Source organism: Fervidobacterium pennivorans DSM 9078, from assembly GCF_000235405.2.
GTDB lineage: Bacteria > Thermotogota > Thermotogae > Thermotogales > Fervidobacteriaceae > Fervidobacterium > Fervidobacterium pennivorans.
In genome coordinates this window covers 1,834,933-1,856,420 of record NC_017095.1, presented here as the reverse complement: position 1 = coordinate 1,856,420, position 21,488 = coordinate 1,834,933, and the positions used below count along the sequence as shown (strand labels likewise).

Annotated in this window: 18 protein-coding genes; 10 read left to right on the top strand and 8 right to left on the bottom strand. The window is 38.2% G+C overall.

What is annotated here, in order from left to right; translation table 11 throughout:
• The first annotated feature begins 19 nt into the window (after nt 1-19).
• From FERPE_RS08785 to FERPE_RS08775, 3 genes are read left to right on the top strand one after another with little or no spacing between them, the layout of a single operon-like run.
• Nucleotides 20-1,291 carry a hypothetical protein gene (locus FERPE_RS08785; RefSeq protein WP_014452272.1) on the top strand — a complete coding sequence of 424 codons (1,272 nt, stop codon included), beginning with the start codon at nt 20-22 and terminating at the stop codon, nt 1,289-1,291.
• A gap of 30 nt (nt 1,292-1,321) precedes the next feature.
• Nucleotides 1,322-1,657, top strand: a complete 336-nt coding sequence (locus FERPE_RS08780; protein ID WP_014452271.1) for a histidine triad nucleotide-binding protein — start codon at nt 1,322-1,324, stop codon at nt 1,655-1,657.
• 22 nt (nt 1,658-1,679) lie between these two features.
• On the top strand, nt 1,680-3,272 hold the full coding sequence (locus FERPE_RS08775) for a tetratricopeptide repeat protein (RefSeq protein ID WP_014452270.1): 1,593 nt from the start codon (nt 1,680-1,682) through the stop codon (nt 3,270-3,272).
• A 105-nt stretch (nt 3,273-3,377) separates the two neighbouring features.
• Here the strand turns inward: FERPE_RS08775 and FERPE_RS08770 are convergent, their stop codons facing one another.
• The 4 genes from FERPE_RS08770 to FERPE_RS08755 all read right to left on the bottom strand — a co-directional run bounded on the left by FERPE_RS08770 (nt 3,378) and on the right by FERPE_RS08755 (nt 5,724).
• Entirely contained in the window at nt 3,378-3,698 is a 321-nt protein-coding gene (locus tag FERPE_RS08770; protein WP_014452269.1) for a hypothetical protein, read from the bottom strand.
• 145 nt (nt 3,699-3,843) lie between these two features.
• A complete protein-coding gene (locus tag FERPE_RS08765; protein WP_014452268.1) occupies nt 3,844-4,710 on the bottom strand; it encodes a DUF5685 family protein in 867 nt (288 codons plus the stop codon).
• Nucleotides 4,711-4,740: 30 nt separating this feature from the next.
• Nucleotides 4,741-5,124 (bottom strand): J domain-containing protein, encoded by a 384-nt coding sequence (locus tag FERPE_RS08760; RefSeq protein WP_014452267.1) that lies wholly within the window; start codon nt 5,122-5,124, stop codon nt 4,741-4,743.
• A gap of 27 nt (nt 5,125-5,151) precedes the next feature.
• On the bottom strand, nt 5,152-5,724 hold the full coding sequence (locus tag FERPE_RS08755; RefSeq protein ID WP_014452266.1) for a hypothetical protein: 573 nt from the start codon (nt 5,722-5,724) through the stop codon (nt 5,152-5,154).
• Between the two features lie 401 nt (nt 5,725-6,125).
• Here FERPE_RS08755 and FERPE_RS08750 point away from each other — a divergent pair, with 401 nt between their 5' ends.
• Nucleotides 6,126-7,427: an MFS transporter gene (locus FERPE_RS08750; protein WP_014452265.1), complete on the top strand. Its 1,302-nt coding sequence runs from the start codon at nt 6,126-6,128 to the stop codon at nt 7,425-7,427.
• 64 nt (nt 7,428-7,491) lie between these two features.
• Here the strand turns inward: FERPE_RS08750 and FERPE_RS08745 are convergent, their stop codons facing one another.
• The 3 genes from FERPE_RS08745 to FERPE_RS08735 form a co-directional block, all read right to left on the bottom strand.
• The gene (locus FERPE_RS08745; RefSeq protein WP_014452264.1) at nt 7,492-9,486 is read right to left on the bottom strand and encodes a glucodextranase DOMON-like domain-containing protein; all 1,995 of its coding nucleotides are present in this window, start codon (nt 9,484-9,486) and stop codon (nt 7,492-7,494) included.
• A gap of 285 nt (nt 9,487-9,771) precedes the next feature.
• Nucleotides 9,772-11,928, bottom strand: coding sequence for a glycoside hydrolase family protein (locus tag FERPE_RS08740; protein ID WP_014452263.1), 2,157 nt, complete (start codon nt 11,926-11,928; stop codon nt 9,772-9,774).
• 88 nt (nt 11,929-12,016) lie between these two features.
• Nucleotides 12,017-13,336 (bottom strand): hypothetical protein, encoded by a 1,320-nt coding sequence (locus FERPE_RS08735; protein ID WP_014452262.1) that lies wholly within the window; start codon nt 13,334-13,336, stop codon nt 12,017-12,019.
• A gap of 312 nt (nt 13,337-13,648) precedes the next feature.
• Between FERPE_RS08735 and FERPE_RS08730 the strand changes: the two genes are divergently transcribed.
• From FERPE_RS08730 to FERPE_RS08710, 5 genes are read left to right on the top strand one after another with little or no spacing between them, the layout of a single operon-like run.
• Complete coding sequence (locus FERPE_RS08730; protein ID WP_014452261.1) at nt 13,649-14,623, top strand: LacI family DNA-binding transcriptional regulator; 975 nt, start codon at nt 13,649-13,651, stop codon at nt 14,621-14,623.
• A 52-nt stretch (nt 14,624-14,675) separates the two neighbouring features.
• Nucleotides 14,676-15,926 carry an extracellular solute-binding protein gene (locus FERPE_RS08725; protein ID WP_014452260.1) on the top strand — a complete coding sequence of 417 codons (1,251 nt, stop codon included), beginning with the start codon at nt 14,676-14,678 and terminating at the stop codon, nt 15,924-15,926.
• A gap of 48 nt (nt 15,927-15,974) precedes the next feature.
• Nucleotides 15,975-16,868, top strand: a complete 894-nt coding sequence (locus FERPE_RS08720; RefSeq protein WP_014452259.1) for a carbohydrate ABC transporter permease — start codon at nt 15,975-15,977, stop codon at nt 16,866-16,868.
• Nucleotides 16,865-17,689: a carbohydrate ABC transporter permease gene (locus FERPE_RS08715; protein ID WP_014452258.1), complete on the top strand. Its 825-nt coding sequence runs from the start codon at nt 16,865-16,867 to the stop codon at nt 17,687-17,689. Before FERPE_RS08720 ends, FERPE_RS08715 begins: the two co-directional genes overlap by 4 nt.
• 32 nt (nt 17,690-17,721) lie before the next feature.
• The gene (locus tag FERPE_RS08710; protein ID WP_014452257.1) at nt 17,722-18,612 is read left to right on the top strand and encodes a glycoside hydrolase family 130 protein; all 891 of its coding nucleotides are present in this window, start codon (nt 17,722-17,724) and stop codon (nt 18,610-18,612) included.
• Between the two features lie 60 nt (nt 18,613-18,672).
• On the opposite strand, the gene FERPE_RS08705 is transcribed toward FERPE_RS08710, so the two are convergent.
• Nucleotides 18,673-19,602 carry a 1-phosphofructokinase family hexose kinase gene (locus FERPE_RS08705; protein ID WP_014452256.1) on the bottom strand — a complete coding sequence of 310 codons (930 nt, stop codon included), beginning with the start codon at nt 19,600-19,602 and terminating at the stop codon, nt 18,673-18,675.
• A 147-nt stretch (nt 19,603-19,749) separates the two neighbouring features.
• On the opposite strand from FERPE_RS08705, the gene FERPE_RS08700 reads away from it, so the two are divergent.
• Nucleotides 19,750-21,408 (top strand): sensor domain-containing diguanylate cyclase, encoded by a 1,659-nt coding sequence (locus FERPE_RS08700; RefSeq protein WP_041262900.1) that lies wholly within the window; start codon nt 19,750-19,752, stop codon nt 21,406-21,408.
• Nucleotides 21,409-21,488 lie beyond the last annotated feature (80 nt).

Sequence of the window (21,488 nt, the reverse complement as noted above, 5' to 3'; positions counted from 1 at the left end):
AATAAGAAGAGATGATAAGATGGAAAGAGTTGCGAGATATATTCACAAAGAAAAGCATTTTGAATTATCTGTAATTTTGCCTTTGATAATTTTAATTATCCCGGCAGTCATAGCAACTGCCGGGGTTTTAGTCCCACAAAAATTGGGGATTAACAAAATTGAACTGGGAAAAGAACTCAAAGTTGATGGAAAAAACTTTCCTTTCACATTTCTCGATGGAATGCTCTTGGCTGATGGGAAGAGAACTATAACCATAAATGACCAAAAATACACCGTTGAAGTAAAAACCGCTCCCGACAAAATTCGACTGAATGGAATTACGGAAGTCTATACGTATGTCTTTGACAGCACAGTCACATTTTACGACCCAACGGTAAGAGCCCTGAAAGCCATTGATAAATCAAACGAAATCAAACTTTCTGACAAATTCTATCTGGCAGTTGCGAGTGATGATTTTGATAATGTAACGGATGTTGCTTTTGTTCCGCCAACACTTGAGAAACTTGACATACTTGATTCACAAAACCCGATTACAAATATTTCTGGTAGGAAGTTCCTACTTTCTTCAAAATCACCTTACAAGATAATCAGCAAAACCATACTACCCGAGAAAAGTGCTCTTATGCTGGAAGGTGGAGTTACAATCATCACCGCTCTCAATGCCGAACTGAATATCAAGGGTGCTCTTGTAACAACAGGACTAGTTAGCTTCTTGGGAAGTGGAAAACTCACAGTTTCCGATAACGGTTCAGCTTATGTTAGTGCCATTGGTCCCGGAATTGATATTACCTCAGACAGGGGTGCGCTGATTTTTGTAGACGGTTCAAATCTTCGAAACATTGATGCCAATTTAACTAACTTTGTAGTAATTAGAAAATCCTCGCTTAGTAAGGTATCAATCAACGGTGTTTATACAGTTTATATCATCGATTCATCAATTGAAGAACTTGAAATTCAAAATTGTGGGAATGTTGTGATAAACAACGCAGCTGTTAATAACGTAAAAGTTGGATTAGTATCAAAAGTTATTTCGTACAACTCTCGGTTTGACAAATTTTCGGTCTCTGACCTTTCATCGGTTGCTCTTGTATCCTCAAAAATTACAGACTTACAGCTGTCTAAAGGTAGTGTTCTGAAAATTAAAAATTCGTCGTTAATAAACGCAAAAGTCGAAAACTATTCAATTGCCTACCTATTTAAAACCAATGTCAACCAATTAAGCGTTGGAAACGCAAAATACTACTTGTTAGAAAGCAAAACAAACAAGATTACAAAAATTCAAGAACAATAACTTTTTTAGTAGTTTCGAGGGGGGTTGTATATGGCAGATTGTGTGTTCTGCAAGATTATAAACGGAGAAATCTCTTCAGAAAAAGTGTATGAAGATGAAGATTTCATAGTCATTAAAGACATTAGACCTGTTGCACCTGTCCACCTACTGGTGATTTACAAAAAGCATGTGCCAACGGTTAGTGAACTTTCTGTTGAGGATAGTCAAAAGATGTGGAAATTGTTCGAAGTCATAAAGACCGTAACCAAAACAAGTGGTTTGGAAAGCTACAGAATTGTTCAAAACAACGGCAAAGATGCAGGACAAGAAGTGCACCATATTCACTTCCACATAATCGGAGGAAGAAAATTAGGATCTCTTGGATAATTAGAATTAATCAAAAAGCGAGGTGGAGAAAATAAAGGCGATAGTATATCTTCCCATTAAACCGGAAGTTGCAAAAAAGTTGAACTTGCCGGTTAAATTACCTATTCTTGCGGAAGACCTTCTTCTTGTAACAGACCAGAATAATATACCAATCGATGTGATACTGAGAGGGCTTCAAGAACAATACAAGGTAGAAAAGAGCGAATACTGGAAATCTTATTTGCTTTACTTTCTATATGAAAAGTTCAAAATACTAATCAACGAAAAAAAGTTTGAAGAAGCAGAGCAAATTCTAAAGACAGCCAAAGAACTCCAAGAAGATTACCGATACTATTTCTACAACGCTATCTTGCAAGCCAAATTGGCAAATTATGACCTTGCAGAAATAGCACTTAAACAATCGCTAGCTCTTAATCCTAATTTCTCACTTGCGTATTACGAACTTGGCAACGTGTTGTTTGCCAAAAAAGATTACGATGAAGCCATGGAAGCCTACACAAAAGCTTACCAAAGTGACCCGAACTTCTTACTCCCTCTTTTAAAAATCGGGGACATATACATGGAACTTGGACAACTGAGCGACGCCGAGGTAATTTACCGTTCGATAATTCAAAAACTGGAGACACGCGAATTGTCTGCCGAAGGCATAAAATTTGAGCCGATGCCAGAAGCATACTTGAGACTTGGAGTCGTGTATAACCTACGTCAACAATACGAAAAAGCAGAAGAAATCTTCAGAAAAGGTTTGGAAATTTCTAAAAAACCCGAGATTATGTATAACCTTGCTTACACTCTGACAAAACTTGGCAAACATTTCGAGGCTTACAACCTCTTACTTGAATTAGCTAAACAATACGAAGCTCCTGAAGTAATCAACGAGCTTGGCATACTCCAACGTCGACTTGGACTATATGAAGAAGCTTACGAAACCTTTGAAAAAGTGCAAGAGGATTTCCCAGAAAACTTCGAGAGAATTCAGTTCTTTGTTGGTAAAAAGCGTTACGATGAAGAGTTCGAAAATGAAATGAAAAAATCAGAAGAAATCCTTGAAAAAGTCGATTTCCCATTTGAAGAAGCCTTAGAAATTATTATACAATCAACCGATGATAATGGAGAAATAATCATTGAAGAATTCATAAAGCTACTGAACATTGAACCTGTGTTGAAAGATGTCAATAAGGCAAGCACCGATTACTTCCCCTATATCCTGGCTGGTATGTACATAGCAGGCACTGAACCGATAATTATGGAAAAGAATGCCACTAAAATTACGCTAACAACTATGGGGGCAGGACTTCCACTTGCATGCTCGACAGCAATACTGAGGCTATACCAACACATACTCTCTGGCGACAAGAATATAGACCACATCATTGAAGACATCCACGGCGAAATTGAAGAAATTCACTTCCCATTTTCAACAAAATTAATCTCTCTACTGGAATCGCCCTTGGACGATTTCTTTGATACCGATTGCTCGGATTATGAGACATTTACGATTAATCTATTCAAAGCAATTGGTTATCAACCATCTGAAGAGGAAATGGCACAAATAAAAGATGAAACTCTCAGAAAGACTGCAAAATTCATCCTAGAAATCATGACAAAAATCTGAGCTATATTGAGTAAAAGTGAGTATAAAACAAAAGCGGGCGAAATCATGCCCGCTTTATTTTTGCTTTATTGTTTTATATCGTCCTGGAGAATCTCAATGAATTTACTAACCCTCACTTTTATTATCAAGTCCCAATACAAACTTTTCAAATTCTGTTTCTGCGATATCCTCTAAGTTCCCTTGACTAACAACCACCGTTTTATCCGTTGGTAGTATCTTAAATCTCTCCCAGGGGAATTCGTATATTTCTCTTAGGTCTCTTATCTCATCTGGAACCTCAATTAGTTCTATCTCCAATTTCGAATCTTGGAAAACCCAATCACCTATCTCATATGTGCCGTAAACTACAACAAACTTCGTTCCGTCTTCCCACTTATACCAATGTGGAATAAACTCACCAAAAGAATACAAGTTCCATCTTATCATCCTAAAACCTCCTGATTAACAAAAATAGGCTTTTCAAAAAAGCCTCTAACTTCTACAACCTTTTTGTGCTAGCTTGTTTATTTTACCATAGCTCTTCACATTTTAAAAGTGCAAGAGAGCATTGCAAACTGATGAATTAAAAAAATTACGCCGTATAAAGCTTTTTGCATGTTTTTCTTCCGCTTAAAACACGTTCCGTCTCTTCAAACAGTCCAAGGTAGACTATATTGTCAAGAATTCCTTTGTATGTCTTCAACTCAAGTAAATTGTAAGCAAGGACCACTTCATCATAAATCTTGAATAAGTACTCCCTAACCTTAGGCCTAATCTTGTCAATAAACTCTTGAATATCCATCCCATGGGTAAATCCAAACTGAATAGCCAATGGATTGTAGTTCCCTTTACTTATGTCCTTTTTCAAATCATCGAACGCATCAAGCACGTATATCCATTTTCCAATATGCCTGGCAAGATGTATTAACACCGTCCTTTGTTCAGAAGACAGCTCACCCAAATCTTCAAAAAACAGTGCAACGATATTACCAAAAATCTCAGCAGGCTTGTCAACGGTGGGTTCACGTTTTCTTTCTGTCTCACTAAGTTCTCTAATAAGAGCTTGAAGGCGAGATTCTAAAGTAGCGGAGCTCCCTGTGATGTTTTTAAAAAAGTTCAAAAGCAGAGCTTCAACAAAATTCCTTTCGTCTCTCACATCGTCTAAAAGTTTGTATTTCAGTAGCAAAAGAAAATTACTTGCAGCAAGACTTATCTCTTCACTTTCGTAATACAAAATATTTCTTAACCCAACCCCGCAAAAACGCTTTTTGTATTCAAGTATCTTGCCTCTAATCGAAGTTAAAATCAGTGCGAAAAAAACAGCATCATAGCTCAGAAACAACTTTGCAAGGTATCGCGATTTATGTAAACTTGTGCAAACTCCACAATAAAACGCACGAAATTCGTTCAGTTCCCTAACCTTTAGTTCGCTTTTTTCTGGTTTGACATATCCAAACATAAAAACACCCACTTAACAAAATCAAAGAATTTACATACACGAAATGCAATCTCCGCCCATGCACTCGCAACAAGTATCGCCAACCCAAAGACAACCGATACATCGACACACATCGTCACAGCAACCGTCATTTCTTCTGTAATAATATCCAGGTCTATAACCCTTTAATGTAGAATCTGCATAACCACCAAACTTTGAATACTCAACTGGTATCATTTCATCACCTTGCCCTCTTTTATATACTTCATAGGCTTCAATCAGCTCATTGTATTTTGCCGTAGCAATAGGCTTAAGTGGACTATTTTCGTATCTTTTCGGATCATACTTTTCAAGATACTCTCTGTATAGTGCCTCAATCCGTATATGGGGTGTATCTGGTTCTACATTGAGAAGCTCATACAAACTACGTGCCAAGTACAACACCCCCAACCTGTCAATTATTCATTTTATTAATATCTTTTCAATCCACCTTTTCATCTCTTGAACAACTCTTTCAAAAAGATATTCGTATGCTGCGAAAAAAATGTTGCCAAAGATAATTATACCATAAAATACCAAAGCTTCGCTCACGGGAATCACTTTGGCAATACCTGTTGCTGTTTGTGAAAGTATATCGATACCAAGTACCTTGCTTTGGACATAAACCCAACCAAAAAATGCAAAATTGAAATAAACGTATTTAAAAATCCAGGAAGGCAGTGCTGATAATTTCTTCATTATTATATATCTCACTGGAACGTAAAAAGAAATGAACGTAAACGTAGTAACATATCCAATTCTCGGTATAAATAGGTAAGCGAGTACATTTAAACCGACAACAGTCCAAAACCCTGCAAAAAAGCTATCAAACAAAAGGTATGGAGCATAAGCTAAGTAAGAAGCAAGTATAAGGAATGTCCACTCGCTTGGCGTTGCATGACCAAGGTAAACGAACACGAAAAGAAAGCCAAGGATTAAACCTATGTAAGCTATCTTTTTCGAACGTTCTTGTATTTTCGCACCACTTTTTTTCAACCTCGACCGCTCCTTTGTAATTTCGCTTGTTTTTGATATTTTACCACAAAACTCGCAGCTTCAATTTAATTAAAAAGCACCGTACACTTTACAAGCATACAGAGCGACAATTTTTAAAGTTTTTGCGTTTTTTTGCAATTTTACTTACACAATCTAATCTTCAATTTTTGCTAACCTAAAATTCTGAGTAAGCTCTTGTGAAAAGTTTCAAACGGTCTCCTTTGTTATCTGCTTCCCTTAAAAGTGGCAAAAGTTCGACAACTTCCCTTATTTCCTCTCCAAGTTCGTTCATTTTTTACGCAGTTGACAGAATAATACACTTATTGTAATATAAGGTTGAACACCTTGGGATTTCTAACCAAAAATGAAAAGTCTTAATGCTTGCGAAAGGAGGCGCTGTAATGAATAAAAACTCACCGACAAATGATGTACTAACTATCGATACTGTTGTCGGATTGCACGTAAGTAAAAAGACTAAGAAAAGTCTACTTTATATCAGCTCCCTTATGTGGATGTTCGACGCTGCTGGTGTACTTGCCCTATCATTCACACTTCCTTCTATTAGTAAAGAGTGGGTACTTACCGTCCAGCAATCTGCAAATATTTTGAGTTCAACGTTTCTTGGCATGCTTGTTGGTGCTTTAAGTGTTGGTTTCGTTGCCGATTTGTTTGGAAGAAAGCTTTCAAATTTAATCTATTTTCTGATGACAATTCTGTTCTCAACAGCACTTGGTTTCACGAACTCAGCAAGCACCTTTATGCTTTTCCGTTTTCTTGCAGGTATCGGTTACGGTGGTTTGATGCCATCTGTCAACGCTTACTTTGCCGAATTCTTAGGGAAGGGGCTCAGAGGTGCTTACCTTGTCTTACTTGAAGCCAGCTGGGCTATCGGAAGCATACTGATAGGACTTGTCGCTATTTTGACAGTTCAAAACAACTGGCGAATAACCTACTGGGTCTTCGCATCGGGACTTTTATTGCTTCCCGTTCTACTCAGTTTACCTGAATCTCCAAAATTCGCGTTTAAAAAGCACGGAAAGGTTGGCTTAGAAAGGGTATTAAAAATACAGCTAAGAGAAGAAATTGAACGAATTCCTGAAAGTAAAATCACAATATTAGATATCTTAAGAAAACCTTACTTTGCTCGAACGCTCATGATTTGGACAAGCTGGTTTGTTGTTAGCTTTGTTTACTATGCATTATTTTCCTGGGCTCCAAAGATATTTGCTCAGCAAGGGCTGAGCGCAACAAAATCGCTTTGGTTCACGTTCTTCATGATGGTTGCGCAACTGCCAGGATATCTATCTGCCGCATATTTTATTGAAAGACTTGGGCGTAAGAAATCACTTGCATTATATTTCTTAGGTATGGCAGTAACTGCTATACTTTGGGCATTAGTAACTAACACAGTCCAGCTAATCGTTGTTACCCTATTACTTTCGTTCTTCACACTTGGTGTTTGGGGGCTGGTGTATGCTTACACGCCCGAGTTATACCCAACCTCAATGAGAGGAACTGGAAATGGTATGGCTGGAGTTGTTGCAAGAATCGCCGGTATCCTGGCTCCACAGTTTGCTGGCTATATGTTTGCGCAGAACAAATCACTTTTAGAAATCTTTTCTTGGCTTGCTGTTTTGTCACTTATCGCCTCGGTTGTTGTTTTGATATTCGGAATTGAGACAAAGAATGCAGAAATCAGCTAATGAAATAAAAAATGAAACCTGCCAGCAGTAGCTGGCAGGTTATTATTTTTTCTTAACTTCAGGATTATTTGACAACCACAGGTATCAATGTTGCATACGCCTGACCAGGAATGTAAGATTTGAGCATTTCTTCTTGGGTGTATCCTTCTGGGACAACGATATCAAGCACCCAAGGTGCGTAGTCTTTGGAATCTGATGGATAACCACCAAGTGTCCATTGTGATGCATTTGGTGTAATCGCTCTTATGTGGTCTGTTCCAAAACCATCTTGGCTCATTGAAAGTATATAAGCTTTAATGCCTTTTTGGACATCAAGGAATTTTTTGAATACGACGATGTATATTACCTTGTCCGCAGGATCTGCTTCGTATGTTATCGCTTCTGCTATCTCTTTCCCATCGGCAGTTGCAAAGACTTGACCGTAATCTGGCCAACCTGCAATTTTTATAAAGTAATCCCACGGTTCTTTAAATTGGACTCTTGCGCCTTCTTTGTAGGTGTCAGTTCTTCCACCATCTTTTGTATCAAGGTAAATGTTCACAAGTTGGTGTGAAAATCCCTTTGGTGATGCCCATGGATTTGTCATCTCCGCGAATTTAATTGCAAATACATATGCATCTTCGTTTTCAAGTACTGTAACCTCTGTTATATCCCAAAGTCCTTTGTAAGGTGCAAACGCTGGGTCTTTTGGATATGTGTATGTTCCAAAGCCGTAATCATCACCGATTTTATCAACGAATTTGGCAATCACATTTCCAGAAATCATACTTGGTGTCTTAACAGTAACACCTTCGGTCGGGACTACCTGGTCTTTCCCATCAACAGATACTACAACAAAAACGTTGAACGTCTCCCCGCTCTTCACACCGATTATGTCGTATGGTATTTCGAATTCTACCACTTCATCAACAGCCGTCTTAAATGGATTCGCCTGGAGAACCCATGTGTTATCTCCCATGGCTGCAAAGAACGAACCACGTTTTCTTGCTGGGTATGTTTTCATATTCACGGAAAACCTAAAGCCGACCTTTTTGGCAAGCTCCGTTCCGTTGTAGGTCTTTGTATTCGCAGAAGTCATTCTCGGAGAATCGGTATATACCTCGACAAGAATATTCTGGTTGAGATAGTCTTTTGCCAGTTTATCAAGTTCTACGGCAACATAAAATGCTGATGATGTTCTTGCTACATAAGCTCCTTTGAAAATTCCCGTTCCCTCAAAGTAAGCTGTCGATTTTTCTGTATCAGTTAATTTACCATCGACTGAGTACTCAACTGACCTGACAATGTTTTCTTTTGGCATCTCAACTTTCTTCTCTTCTGCTTCCAACTGGACTCTTGGTGCCCCTACTTTCAGTAGACCGTCTTCTTTCCAAACTTCAAACACTCCGTTCTTTCCACCAAATCCATCATCTACATACGCAGGTGCATTCGGGTCAGTTACCCAATCTTTTCCATCGACTACGAACTTGTATTGATAAACACCAGGTGTCAACTCAAGGACAGCTTCCCACCAACCATCGCCTGCACTGTAGCACTCAGTATCTGATGAACTCCAGTTATTGAACGAACCAGCAATGAAGACGTATTTCGCATCAGGTTTATAAAAGCGGATGACAACATACACGTTATCCTCAATATAGAAATTCTCTTCTCTTTCTTCGTTAATTTCAATCTTTCCAGCAATCTCGGGAGCAGGAGCAACTATAACCAAGTTTCCATCCTTAAGAGCAAGGGTAAATACACCGTTTTTTCCACCAAAGCTATCGTCTGTGTAACCTGGTGCATCTGGGTCTTCTTTCCAAACCTTACCACCGTCAATGACAAACTTATACTGATAAGTCCCCGGTTTTAGCTCGAGTTCGGTAATCCATGTGTCGCCTTCTCTTCTCATCGGGTTGGCTGTGGTTGACCAGTTGTTAAATGTCCCGGCAAGATGAACCGTGTTCGCTTGTGGATAGGTGAATGTGAAGATGACCTTGTTCCCCTCGACTTTTAAAGCTGCAAGTGAAAGAACGCTAATCAGGAGCGCAAAAACTACCAATCTTTTCATCCAAGCCATCTTTATCCCTCCTTTTCCTTGAGGTGTAGAATTTCAACCTGCTTATATTTTCCCATATTCAAGTCAAACAGTTACACAACTTGGAACGTTTTCCAGAGAATTATACAACCTTGTTAAAAGGATAGAACAGGTAGGTAAGTCACCAATGCGAGAAATTTGATAATTACAAAGAAGCAGGCAAAACTAATCAAATATTAAGCATTTTAAAGGTCAGAAGATGTAAAAATCTGCCGCAAAATGCGGCAGATTGATTGTTGGTATTTGTTCTAAAGTTGTCAGAGCAAATCATTTGAGAGTTATTCCAAAAATATGCACATTAATTTCACGTGGCAGAATTATCTCCTTCAATTCCTCGTTTAAATTTGAGATGTCCAATTCGTAAAGACTCAGACCGCATTTTATGTATTGTCGTTCGCCATTTTGCATATAACGATAGTCAAATTCAACTGCATTAGGCTGATTACACCAATCATTGATTTTGACTGAATAAACTTTCTGATTTATTAGAAAGTCAGCCTTGTAATCACCATGATTTGCTGCCGCTAGTATGTAGATCTTAGAACAATTGATTGGTTGTTGGAAAACTATCTTTTGACCATCGCAACGCACGTTATCATTTCCATTTGCTACAATTTCAAAAGGTACACCCTTAATCGCTATTACTCCTTCTGACACTTCGTTTTCAGGAAGGTAGGCACCCACAATACCTCCAAGGTTATCGAAGTTCCCAGGTTTTTGAGGAATGGCAAAACCATCATTATTGAAAAGTTCTCGAAGCTCAAGCACAATGAAAGTGTCTACAACCTTTAGTTTAACAGTTAAAGTAGTAAAAACATTATCTTCTCTGCTCAAAAAAAGAACGTCGTCAACTATTATGGTTTTTCTGTTATTGAAATCATAGTATAATGTCATCCCTTTGTCGCTTATTTTAAACGTGATTCCTGTATTTTGAGGAATCAGTATTATTTGATCAAATAGGCATGAGCTAGAAACAGATACGTTTATAGTTCCGGTAACTTCGATTTCACCTATTTCAAAAATACCACTTCCCGATATTTCTTTCTTAACTTGCGATTTTGAAGAAACAATCACCGTCGTGTTTTTAAAATCACCAGACAAAAAAGCAAAGTAATGACCTTCCGGTATCTCCGATATCTCTTTTTTCAATTTTGCTTTGCCTTCGATTTGAAACGCTGCACCACCGCCGAAATCCCCAGAGATAAAACGGACACTGGAAAGTCCTGGATCGAAAGCTTCAACTTCTAAAACTATCATTCCATTTCTACCCAAGATAACAGGCTTAGTCGCAAGGTTCTGAAAATCTTCAGGAAGTTTGGTTGCATATAGTAATGTTCTTAATGCGCAGATGGTTGATTCCGCACCTGCATTCCTGTTGTAGTGCATGTATTCTAAGCCATCGTAACCTTCTCCATTTTCACCTAGCATCCTTATGTTTAGCCTATTTCCACCAAATAACCAAGAGGTTAACAATGCTGAATAGTAAGCGTAATTCTCATCTTTCGTCATTTCATATAATTTAACTGAAGGAACAGCAACACATTCAAGCGCATAAGCAAGCTCTGGAAATAGTTTTACGTATCTTCCGATGGAATAAATCAAGCCTGTTGAAAGAAGCAACGGGACCTGGCTATCTAAAGATTCACGGGCAATTGAGAGGTAACGGTTATCACCAACTATTTTGTATGCCTCGATAAGTGCCTCAGGATAATGATTACCCCATCCATTCCAGTTGAATTTGTCTTGGTAAACCGAAAAGAAACCCGGTAAGTATTTGTATTCTTTCCACTGATAATTAATAAGTTCATTAGCGTATTTCATTAGTTCCTTTTTCGCATTTTCATCTTTTGTTGAAATCACATAATATGATAGCCCGAGGATATACATCGCAAGTTGGTCCCCATATACAGGTGGCGATTTCTTAATTGCACTGTAAGCTTTTCTTACTGCGTTAACAACTTTTGTATCTTTATAATATTGCGAAAGCTTTGATAGTGCAGCAAAAGCACGAAGAGTCCACCAAGACGAGGACTTTTCACTAGTGACACCATATTTGTTTATTGTGCCATCTTGCCACGCAAAGTTGTAAAACTCACCATCGGTTGCTTGCATTTGAAGTACAAACTTCGAGGCTTCGATTGCAAGGGAAAGGTATTTCTCCTCTTTCAGAATTTCATATGCCTCTGTATACAAAAGCACGACACGTGCTACGTCATCTACGCAAAAATCTCCTTCGTTTTGGGCTGTTGTTACCTCGAAATAATCACCCTTGTTGTTGGCATAAACCCAGTATCCTTTTACAATCTCACCGTTTAAGGTGAATTGCTGACTAAGTCTTTCAAGATGTGTATTGTTGAAAATTATACCTCCAAAGCAAACGTAAGAAAGAATAACCGTAACAAAAGCAACAAACACCCTCTTCATCCTGAATATCACCCTCTCTATGAACCACATCTTTTCTAAATCAAATAAAAGAGGCCGGACAACCGGCCTCCGGCAAAGTACAGCTATTTTATTCCCCTATTTTCAAGCTCCTAAACGAATTGCTTTTTGCCTCGATGAATTTGATAGCTTCTTCTACACTCTTGGCACTATAAATGCTGTACAATCTCAAGTGTTGCACAATGTCTCCTGCTTTGTATCTGTTTGGCATATCCTCAACTTTCATTGAATAAACTCCTGTTGTTGATGGATATGCTTCGAATTCTCCAGGCATCCATTTGAATACTCCATCACGGAATTCGAGACTTTCGTAAACCCATGTGTCGCCATCTAACCACTTCTTATAGTCAGCAGGAACAACAGGGATTTCTGGAAGAATTTCAGCAACGCCGATTTTACCTTTCGGTGAGAAATTAGTTCTCCATCTTTCCATGGAAGCAAAAATATAAGTAGCACCCCACCAAAGTGGTTTCATACTACTTCCAGCGGGGAATGTGATGTACGGCATGTTGTCAACCCACGTAATTGCGTTTCTTTGCAACCAGTACTCGTATGGAGTTATATTAAGTTGGTCTGCCCATACAAGTCGTCTGAACACCGGAAGGATGTGTAGAGTATCATCGAATGCTGGAATAATCGGTCTTGTAATCATTGTTTGGAGTTTCATCATATCGGCGTACGTTTCAAAAACGAATCTGTTGTCTACAAGAATATCACCGTTTTTGAAAAGGTGAGTGACAAGCTCCTGCTTTAGACCGTTGAATTTCTCAGATTTAAGAACCGCAACAACACACACTGCAACAGGACCTGGGTCAAGCACTTTCAATGAAACTACTCTAAAAGCTCCACTTGTTTCCTCATGGTGGTCTCCTAGTTTTCCATCAACGTAATATGTAGAATTGTACCAACCGCTGACTCTTGCAATTCCAACTTCGTCAACTAACTTTGCTTTCACACTGCCAAATTTGGTAACTTGCAAAAGTCCGTGGTCATTTACCACGGCTTCTATACTCTCGTCAACAGCTTTGATCGTCCACCCTTTTGAATCCTTTACAACTTCAAATGCCTTTGGGTATACAACAGCTTTTCCTGGGGCATCCTGAACAACTATCTGTGTATTCCCTTTTGCGATGAAAACCAAATAGTCAGGTGCAGATATACGTCCGTTACCATCAACATCTTCAATCTGGAAAGGCACTTCCACACCTTCTACTAAGATTCTCAAACTTGTCCAATCTGGTTCAAAGTCTTCGGGGAGCATGTCGACCAGTTTTCCCATCTGCACAACTACCGGTACCTCAACTTGACCAGCAATCACAGGAATTGAAAAGGACCCAGCAAATACTACCAAACTTAACAAGATAGCCAACAATAGAACAAGTTTTTTCATGCTAACACCTCCTTGGAAGAGTGTAGGAAAGGAACTGTGTAAGCGTTTACATACTGCGTCTATTATATATTTTACTACACACTATGCGAAAGTATAATAACTAAAAAAAAATGAAGTTTATGGATAATTATAAACATAAATCTTTTATGTTCTTCGTTATTATTAAATTTGTTTGCTTTCTCTTTGTATTATAATTTTTGGAGCTATCTCTTTCACTTGATATAATATCTTCGATGTGTAAACGCTTACATTAGCAAAATGTCTTCGTCATGTCTTTCATTTGGTAAAATTTTTTCCGGAGGTGAACAAATTATGGTTTCCATAGATGATGTTGCAAAAAGAGCAGGGGTTTCAACTGCAACAGTTTCTAGAGTTTTAAACGGAACCGGGTATGTTTCCGAAGAAACTGAGATTAAGGTCTTAAAAGCTGTCAAAGAACTCGGATATGTTCCACACGTCTCAGCCAAAACTTTGGCACGTAAAAAGATATTCAGCGTGGCAGTTGTTATAAGTCAAAGGATAAAAGAACTCATCCAAAGTGATGTCGGCATATTCTACAAAATAATCCTTGACGCGATTGAAAACACTGCAGGTATCTACAAAATTTCATTAGATATTCTTCTATTGGATGAGGTTCTTCAAGGTAAACATCACAAATATGACGGATACATACTCGTTGGGAGCGACGCCTCTGAGGAGGAGATAGAGAAAATTTCGAAAAATGGCAAAGTTGTTTTGGTAGATCATTATATTGACGGACTCAGGATTGACAGTATTGTCAGCGATGGTTACGATGGTATATTCTACATAACCAAGAAATTCATTGGTAGTGGTTTTAACAGGATTATTCATATCCATGGACCTTTGAAGTACTATGGTTTCCGCGATAGATACAATGGTTACGTTACCGCTATGACAAAATTCGGTAAGCTTCCAATTACATTTGAGTATGATGATCTACACGAGGAAATTGATTCCGTCTTGAGAAGAGCTCTCCGCGATTGGGTGCCCGAAGTAATAATATGTTCCAATGATCCAATCGCTATTAGAGTACTTCATAAGTTACAGGACTGGGGTTACGATGTTCCAGGCGATGTGAGTATTGTCGGATTTGATGATATACCAGCTGCCGAAAAGGAAGGTTTGTCTACTATGCGCGTTCAGAAGGTTGAACTAGGTATAAATGCCGTAAAAAGGATTAACGAAATTCTTAGTAAGCAATCTATTCATCCATATAAACAGTGTATTTACACAACTTATGTGAAAAGGAATAGTTCCGTTATATAGGAGCCAGAAGTTTATAAAATACTGCTTAAACTACTCGAGGGAGGGATGAGGTATGAAAAGGATATTTGTATTGTTTCTGATTGCGGTGCTCTCGCTAGTCAGCTTTGCAGTCAAGTTAACCTTCTGGACAGCCCCAAACGCTTTTCAAGAAGAGTTCTGGAAAACAGTCGTAGCACAATGGAACAAACTGCGACCTGATGTTCAAATCGAAGTTCAAACTATCCCGGCTGCTGGAAGCTCTGAAGAAGCTATCTTAAGTGCAATTGCAGCAGGAAATGCTCCCGATTTTTCAGAGAATATCTTCAGTGGCTTTGCTGCGCAACTTGCCGAGATTGGTGCAATTTATCCTTTTGACAACTTCGGAACGGATTTCCAAAAACTTATTGAGACGCGAAAAATGAAGAACATTATGGAAAAGTGGAAAATCAAAGGTAAATATTATGTCTTCCCTATTTACTCCAACCCAATGATTTTTTGGTGGCGAGGCGATATTTTAAAAAGTTTGGGCTATAACGAACCTCCAAGAACATATGGAGAAATCTATGAGCTTAGCAAGAAATTTGCGGACGGCAAGAAGAAATTTACAATGCAGGTCATATCTGGTAGAAACTGGTGGGACAGATGGTTTGATTTCATCACATATTACTACGCCGCTACCGGAGGAAAAACATATATAAACGTGGAAAAACGTAAGGTCAATTTTGGCGATGAAGCAGGAAAAGCTATTGTGCAGTTCATCTATACAATGTTCCAGAATAAGTGGACCGCAGTTGAATTAGGCACAAATCCTTTCTACAACGGAACGATACTTGCAAAGATAACAGGTCCCTGGGAAGTTAATTGGGCTAAAGAAACTTTCCCAAAAGTGGTTTCAAATATATGGTTCTCTGCTCCTCCAGTTCCAGACAATTACCCAAAAGATAAACCTGTCTACACATTTGCAGATACAAAAGGTCTCGTTATTTACTCAACTTGCAAAGACAAGAAAGCAGCATTTGAATTCATATCGTGGGTCTTCTCAAATGTCCAGAATGATGTACTTTGGATTGAAAAAACGCAAATGCCACCTGCGAGAGAAGATCTGACAACTAATCCCGCTTTTGCTAGATTTATGAATGACAAGTTCTTCAAAGCTTACGCATCATTCGTCCCATTTGCCGTTCCACCTGCACTGATAGATAAAACCATCGACATTCAACAGGCAATGACAACACATTTGATAGAACCTTTAATGTATCTCAAAGGTAACCCAGAAGATATATTGAACAAAGCTGTAAAAGAAATTAATAGGATTCTGTTCTAAAAAAAATTTTCCTAAAATTCTAAACATTTCCGAATGGATGTGAAAAGGTTGAGTGTCTTGAAGGCAAGGTCAAAGTTTGGTAAAAAGGAACGTTTATTCGGATATTCCATAGTAATTCCATACTTGGCATATACTGCCATTTTTTGGGGCTATCCATTCTTGTGGATGGTAGTTCTTGCATTCACAAAGTGGAACTATTTCTCCAAACCAAAATTTGTAGGACTCCAGAATTTTTTAAGAATATTCACCGATAGTACCGTTTTAAGAATTGCTCTTAATACTCTGAATTTCCTGGCGTACCTAATTCCAATGGTGCTAATTGCTTCTTTGCTCTTCGCTCTCGCGCTGACAAAAGTCAGATTTGGAAAAACATTCATAATGTTAAGCTTTTTGGTAGCAAATGTCTCTTCTGGAGTTGCCTACTCACTTTTATTTTCAAACCTCTTCTCGATAAATGGACCCATCAACAGACTGCTGGATGATTTATTCGGTATCACTATCCCGTGGTTTTCAAATCCACAGCTAGCTGTCTTTTCGATTTGTCTTATAATTACATGGAAATTTATAGGATACTACGGTCTGATTCTTTACGCTGGTCTTTTGTCAATTCCACAATCTTTGTACGAAGCAGCAAAGCTTGACGGGGCAACGAAAAGCCAGATATTCTGGAAAATTACATTACCTCTACTTAATCCATCACTTATAACTGTGACAGTCCTTGCAGTAATGCTTACTTTTGGAATTTTTACAGAACCATACTTAATAACTGGTGGGGGTCCTATGCAAAGAACAACAACATTTTTGATTTATATGTATGATACTGCTTTTAAAAGAATTGACCCATCATATGCGACTACGGTAGCGATCGTGACAGCTTTGTTGAGTTATCTCTTAGTTATGTTGATTCGTAAGTTTTTCGAGAAAGAAGTGAGCTTTGTATGAGGCGTGAGAAGATTGCTTCGTACATTATAACCTTTGTTCTTTTGTTTCTTGCAATAGTCTGGATTTACCCTTACCTATGGTTGTTCATTTCGTCCTTTAAACCTGCAGAGGACATATTTACAACATTTCTCCCAAAAAGATTGACTCTAGAGCATTATCGCTTCATTTTCGTCATGGCAAACAGGTTTGAGAGACCTTTTGTCAGAGCTTTTTTTAACAGCCTCTTCATCTCTTCAACTGTAACTTTTTCTGTAATATTCACATCGATGCTCATAGGTTATGCTATCTCAAGAATAAATTTCAAAATCGGTAAAGCAGTATTCAATTTCATAATTTATCAAATGCTTTTCCCGGGATTTATGTTCACAATACCTATGTTTATATTGATAAGGGCCTTCGGTTGGTTGAACACTTATCAAGCGTTAATCGTACCTTCTTTAACAAGTTCATGGGGTATTTTCATGTTCGCTCAGAATTTCAAAAGCATACCACAGGACTATATCGATGCTGCAAAAATAGACGGAGCGAACAATTTCTGGATTGTTTTACGTATCATGTTACCATTAAGTCGCTCAACAGCATCTATTGTAGGATTGTTCACTTTCATAGGGGTCTGGGACAATTTCTTATGGCCCCTGATGGTAATGAAAGACTACAAAAAGATGCCTTTGTCTGTTTTACTTGCTTCTTTTAATCACGAATATGCAAGTTATATCGGACCCGTACTTGCCGGTGCAGTGATTCAAACGATACCGATGGTTATTATCTTTCTAACACTTAGAAACTATTTCTTGCAAGGTATATCAATGTCCCTAAGGTGAAATCTTCAACAAGAACAAGGAGGCGAAGTATTGTGGAGTTAAGACTTGAACGACACCCACTTAACCCAATATTAAGTCCTGTTCCAGAACATCTGTGGGAGAACAAGTTTGTTTTCAACTGTGCAGTAGTCTTTGACGGTGAGTTGTTCCATATGCTTTATCGAGCACAAGGTGCGGACATGGTCTCACGCATAGGATACGCTGTAAGTGTAGATGGTGTCAGATTCAATCGATTAGAAAAACCCGTATTCACACCTGCGTCAAAAGAAGAACTCTATGGAGTGGAAGACCCTAGAATTACGAAAATCGGAGATAAGTATTACATGCTTTATACGGCTTATTCACCAAAAGGTCCGAGGGTTGCACTTGCATCAACTAAAAATTTCATAACTTGGGAACGTTATGGAATTGTTATAAAAGACGAGGTAAATAACAAAGATGCTGCCCTATTTCCTGAAAAGATAAACGGAAGATACGTTATGATGCATCGGTTTGAACCAGATATCTGGCTTGCATTTTCCGATGATCTGATTAACTGGGGAGATTACGTAAGCATAGCAGGTCCCAGACAGGGCTACTGGGATAACTTAAAAATCGGCGCCGGTGCACCGCCAATCAAAACACCATATGGATGGTTGTTACTGTACCACGGTGTTGAAGATGCATCGAGGCCAATATACAGATTAGGTTTCATGTTGCTTGACTTGAATGACCCAACGAAAGTACTTAAGAGAAGTGAAGAACCAATCCTTGAACCAGAGGAAGAATGGGAGGTTTTCGGTGGAGTTCCAAACGTAGTCTTCAGTGATGCTATGGTTGAATATAAGGGCAAGTATTACGTTTACTATGGAGCTGCTGATAATTATATAGCACTTGCAACAATTGATGTAGAAAAAGTTTTGGAATGGTGTAGGAAAATATAAGCAAAACCTTTCAAAAACGAAGAAGGGGGCTCACCCCTTCTTCTTTGATAATTTTAAATTCTACTCTATTCTCTCCACTTCCACTTTCTCAAGTAATTTTTCCACATCGGATTTTCTACACAGCCTCGTTCCAGGGGTCATGACTGCCGCTGTTCCTGATGCGTTCGCCCATCTCAACGCTTCCTCATCAGAAGCACCTTCTGTTTTCTTCAACACAAACCCCGCAAGGAAAGAATCACCAGCGCCAACTGCACTTTTAACAGGAACCTTTATGGTTTTTGTGTACAATACTTTTTCGTTAGAAATAAAATATGCACCTTCACCGCCAAGAGTTAAAAGAATAGCCTTCAGTTCGTGAATTTCTATAACCTTTCTCGCTTCTGAGATAATTTCTTCTCTAGAGGATACATTTTTGCCTATCAATCTTTGAAACTCGTGTAAATTTGGCTTAATATAATCCGGTTGGCCTATCAACCCAGCTTTTAGTTTATCTCCATCAGAGTCAAAGTAAACAGTTGCTCCCCATTGTTTTAAAGTAAAGATGATTCCAGTATAGAACTCGGCTGCAACTCCTTTTGGAAGGCTACCGGACACTACAACAACATCTCCCTGGCGCACCAAGGCATTGAGCACTTCCAAAACAACCTGCAATTTCTTCACACCTATTTTTTCACCGGGCATACTTATTCGATATTGCCCTTTGCTCGTTTCCAAGATAATATTCATTCTCGTCTCTTGAGGAACGCGTATGGATGAGTATATGACTCCTTCCTTATCAAGCATCTCTTCAAGCCTTCTACCGTTAGCTCCACCAACAAGCGCAATAGCTATCGATACTCCTCCAAGTTCTCTGATTACACGCGAAACGTCTATTCCTTTACCTGCTGGGTAATCAACAACTTTCTTGGCACGGATAGTATCATCCACAATTAATTCATCAACATAAATGTACCTATCAAGGCATGGGTTCATAGTTAAAGTAAATATCATTCATATCACCTCTTTAGTTGCTGGGATTCTGGTTTTTTTATTATATTTTATCACAAGAGCTTAAGATTTTTATAGACATTTCATCATTTTTACTTGTTTAGGTGGTATAATATCACATGAAAATCCATTCTATGAGAGGTCGGTATGATGGGTTTCCTAAGACTTGCAAATTGGAAATTTCTAATTTTTCTTTTGACAATTATCATATCTTTCATCATAGGAATGAATTTTTTCATCTATAATGAAGACGAAAACTTAAAAAAGTTAGCACGTATAGTCATTGAAAATGAAGCGGTTAACATCTCATTTGCATATTTCCAATGGACCGAGCTTTATGAAGCACTCAAAAATAATGATTCCAATTTCATCAATAACGTCAAGAAAATTATACGAAAAGACTATCCATATGTGAATTATGTGGAGTTCTCTTCTGGTTATCCCCCAACTGGTTATTTTGAAATCACATCAGAAGGCACCTTGTTATTGATGCGCTTTAAGATTTTGGACTCATTCGGTAATTCATATTTGCCTGATAAGTTTGCTGTTGTCAAATTAGACGCAAGCTATATCCTCGAAAAATATCAGATAAAAGGGATAAAAATTTCTTCTGGTGATAGAACACTATCAAAAGACTTTGTCTATGGTTTAAAATACGAAAGATTTTTGACTATTAAAGAAATATTCCTAATACTGCTCTTTTTGGTTCTGATTGTATCGATTACGTTATTTGTAAACGAGTTCAAAACACAAAAACTGTTAAAAATGGAAGAAACATTGAATAAATCCCTTGAAGCGATAACCGAACTGACTCAAGGGCTCCTTAAGGGTATTCTTGCTCCAAGTTATCAATTCATACTTGAAAAAGCGGTTGAAATTATTCCTGGTGCACAAGCCGGCTCTGTTTTGATTAAAAACGGAGACTACTATGAATTTGCTGCGTGTGTAGGTTACGATTTTGCTCAGTTATCGAAGGTAAAATTCAAACCTGAAGAACTTGCACAAAGCTTAGACGGGCAAGTGAAAATTATCACGCATCTTGACGAATTTGATTCTACAAAAATTATGGACGAGCGTCAGGAAATTCTTCTGAAATACGGAAGAATCTCAGAAATTAAAGCCATGCTCTCTGTTCCGATATCTGTGGAAAATGAGATAGTAGCTCTCCTTAACCTTGATAATTTTGAAGACGAAAAAGCTTTTAATGAATTTTCAATAAGAATAGCTACAGTTTTTGCCAATCAAGTTGGTGTTGTTTTCGAAAGGATAAAGCTTGAAAATGAACTACAAAAACAAAAAGAATATCTTGAATACATCTCTTTGAGAGACCCGCTCACCAACCTTCCAAATAGAAGAGCTCTTGAAAATGAAGCAGAAAGAATGCTCGCACTAGCAAATAGGGAAGGAAAACAGGTGTGCGTTGTATATGTTGATCTGAAGAATTTTAAACCCGTTAACGATAGATTTGGACATAAAGCTGGTGATTATGTTATTTCAGTGGTAGCTCAGCGACTCTCATCAGTCATGCGAAAAAGTGATTTTCTTGCAAGAGTTGGCGGAGATGAATTTGTTTATCTCCTTTACGATTGCAAGGAGTATGTTCAATTTGTAGAAAGAGTTATTAACGAACTCGAAAAACCCATACAGTATGAAGAAAATACAATAAACGTATCCGCAAATTTCGGCATAGCAATTTATCCAAAAGATGCAACATCCTTCGGTGATTTGTTATTAAAAGCCGATGTTGCTATGTACTATGCAAAAAATAACAACCTTTACTTCTTCCTCGCTTCTAACCTTAACGTTTAGTATTACTCAGTTCAATTAACCCCTCGTCTAAATGCCTTAAAATCGTATCCTCTGTCCATATTTGTTTTTTCTAAATTATT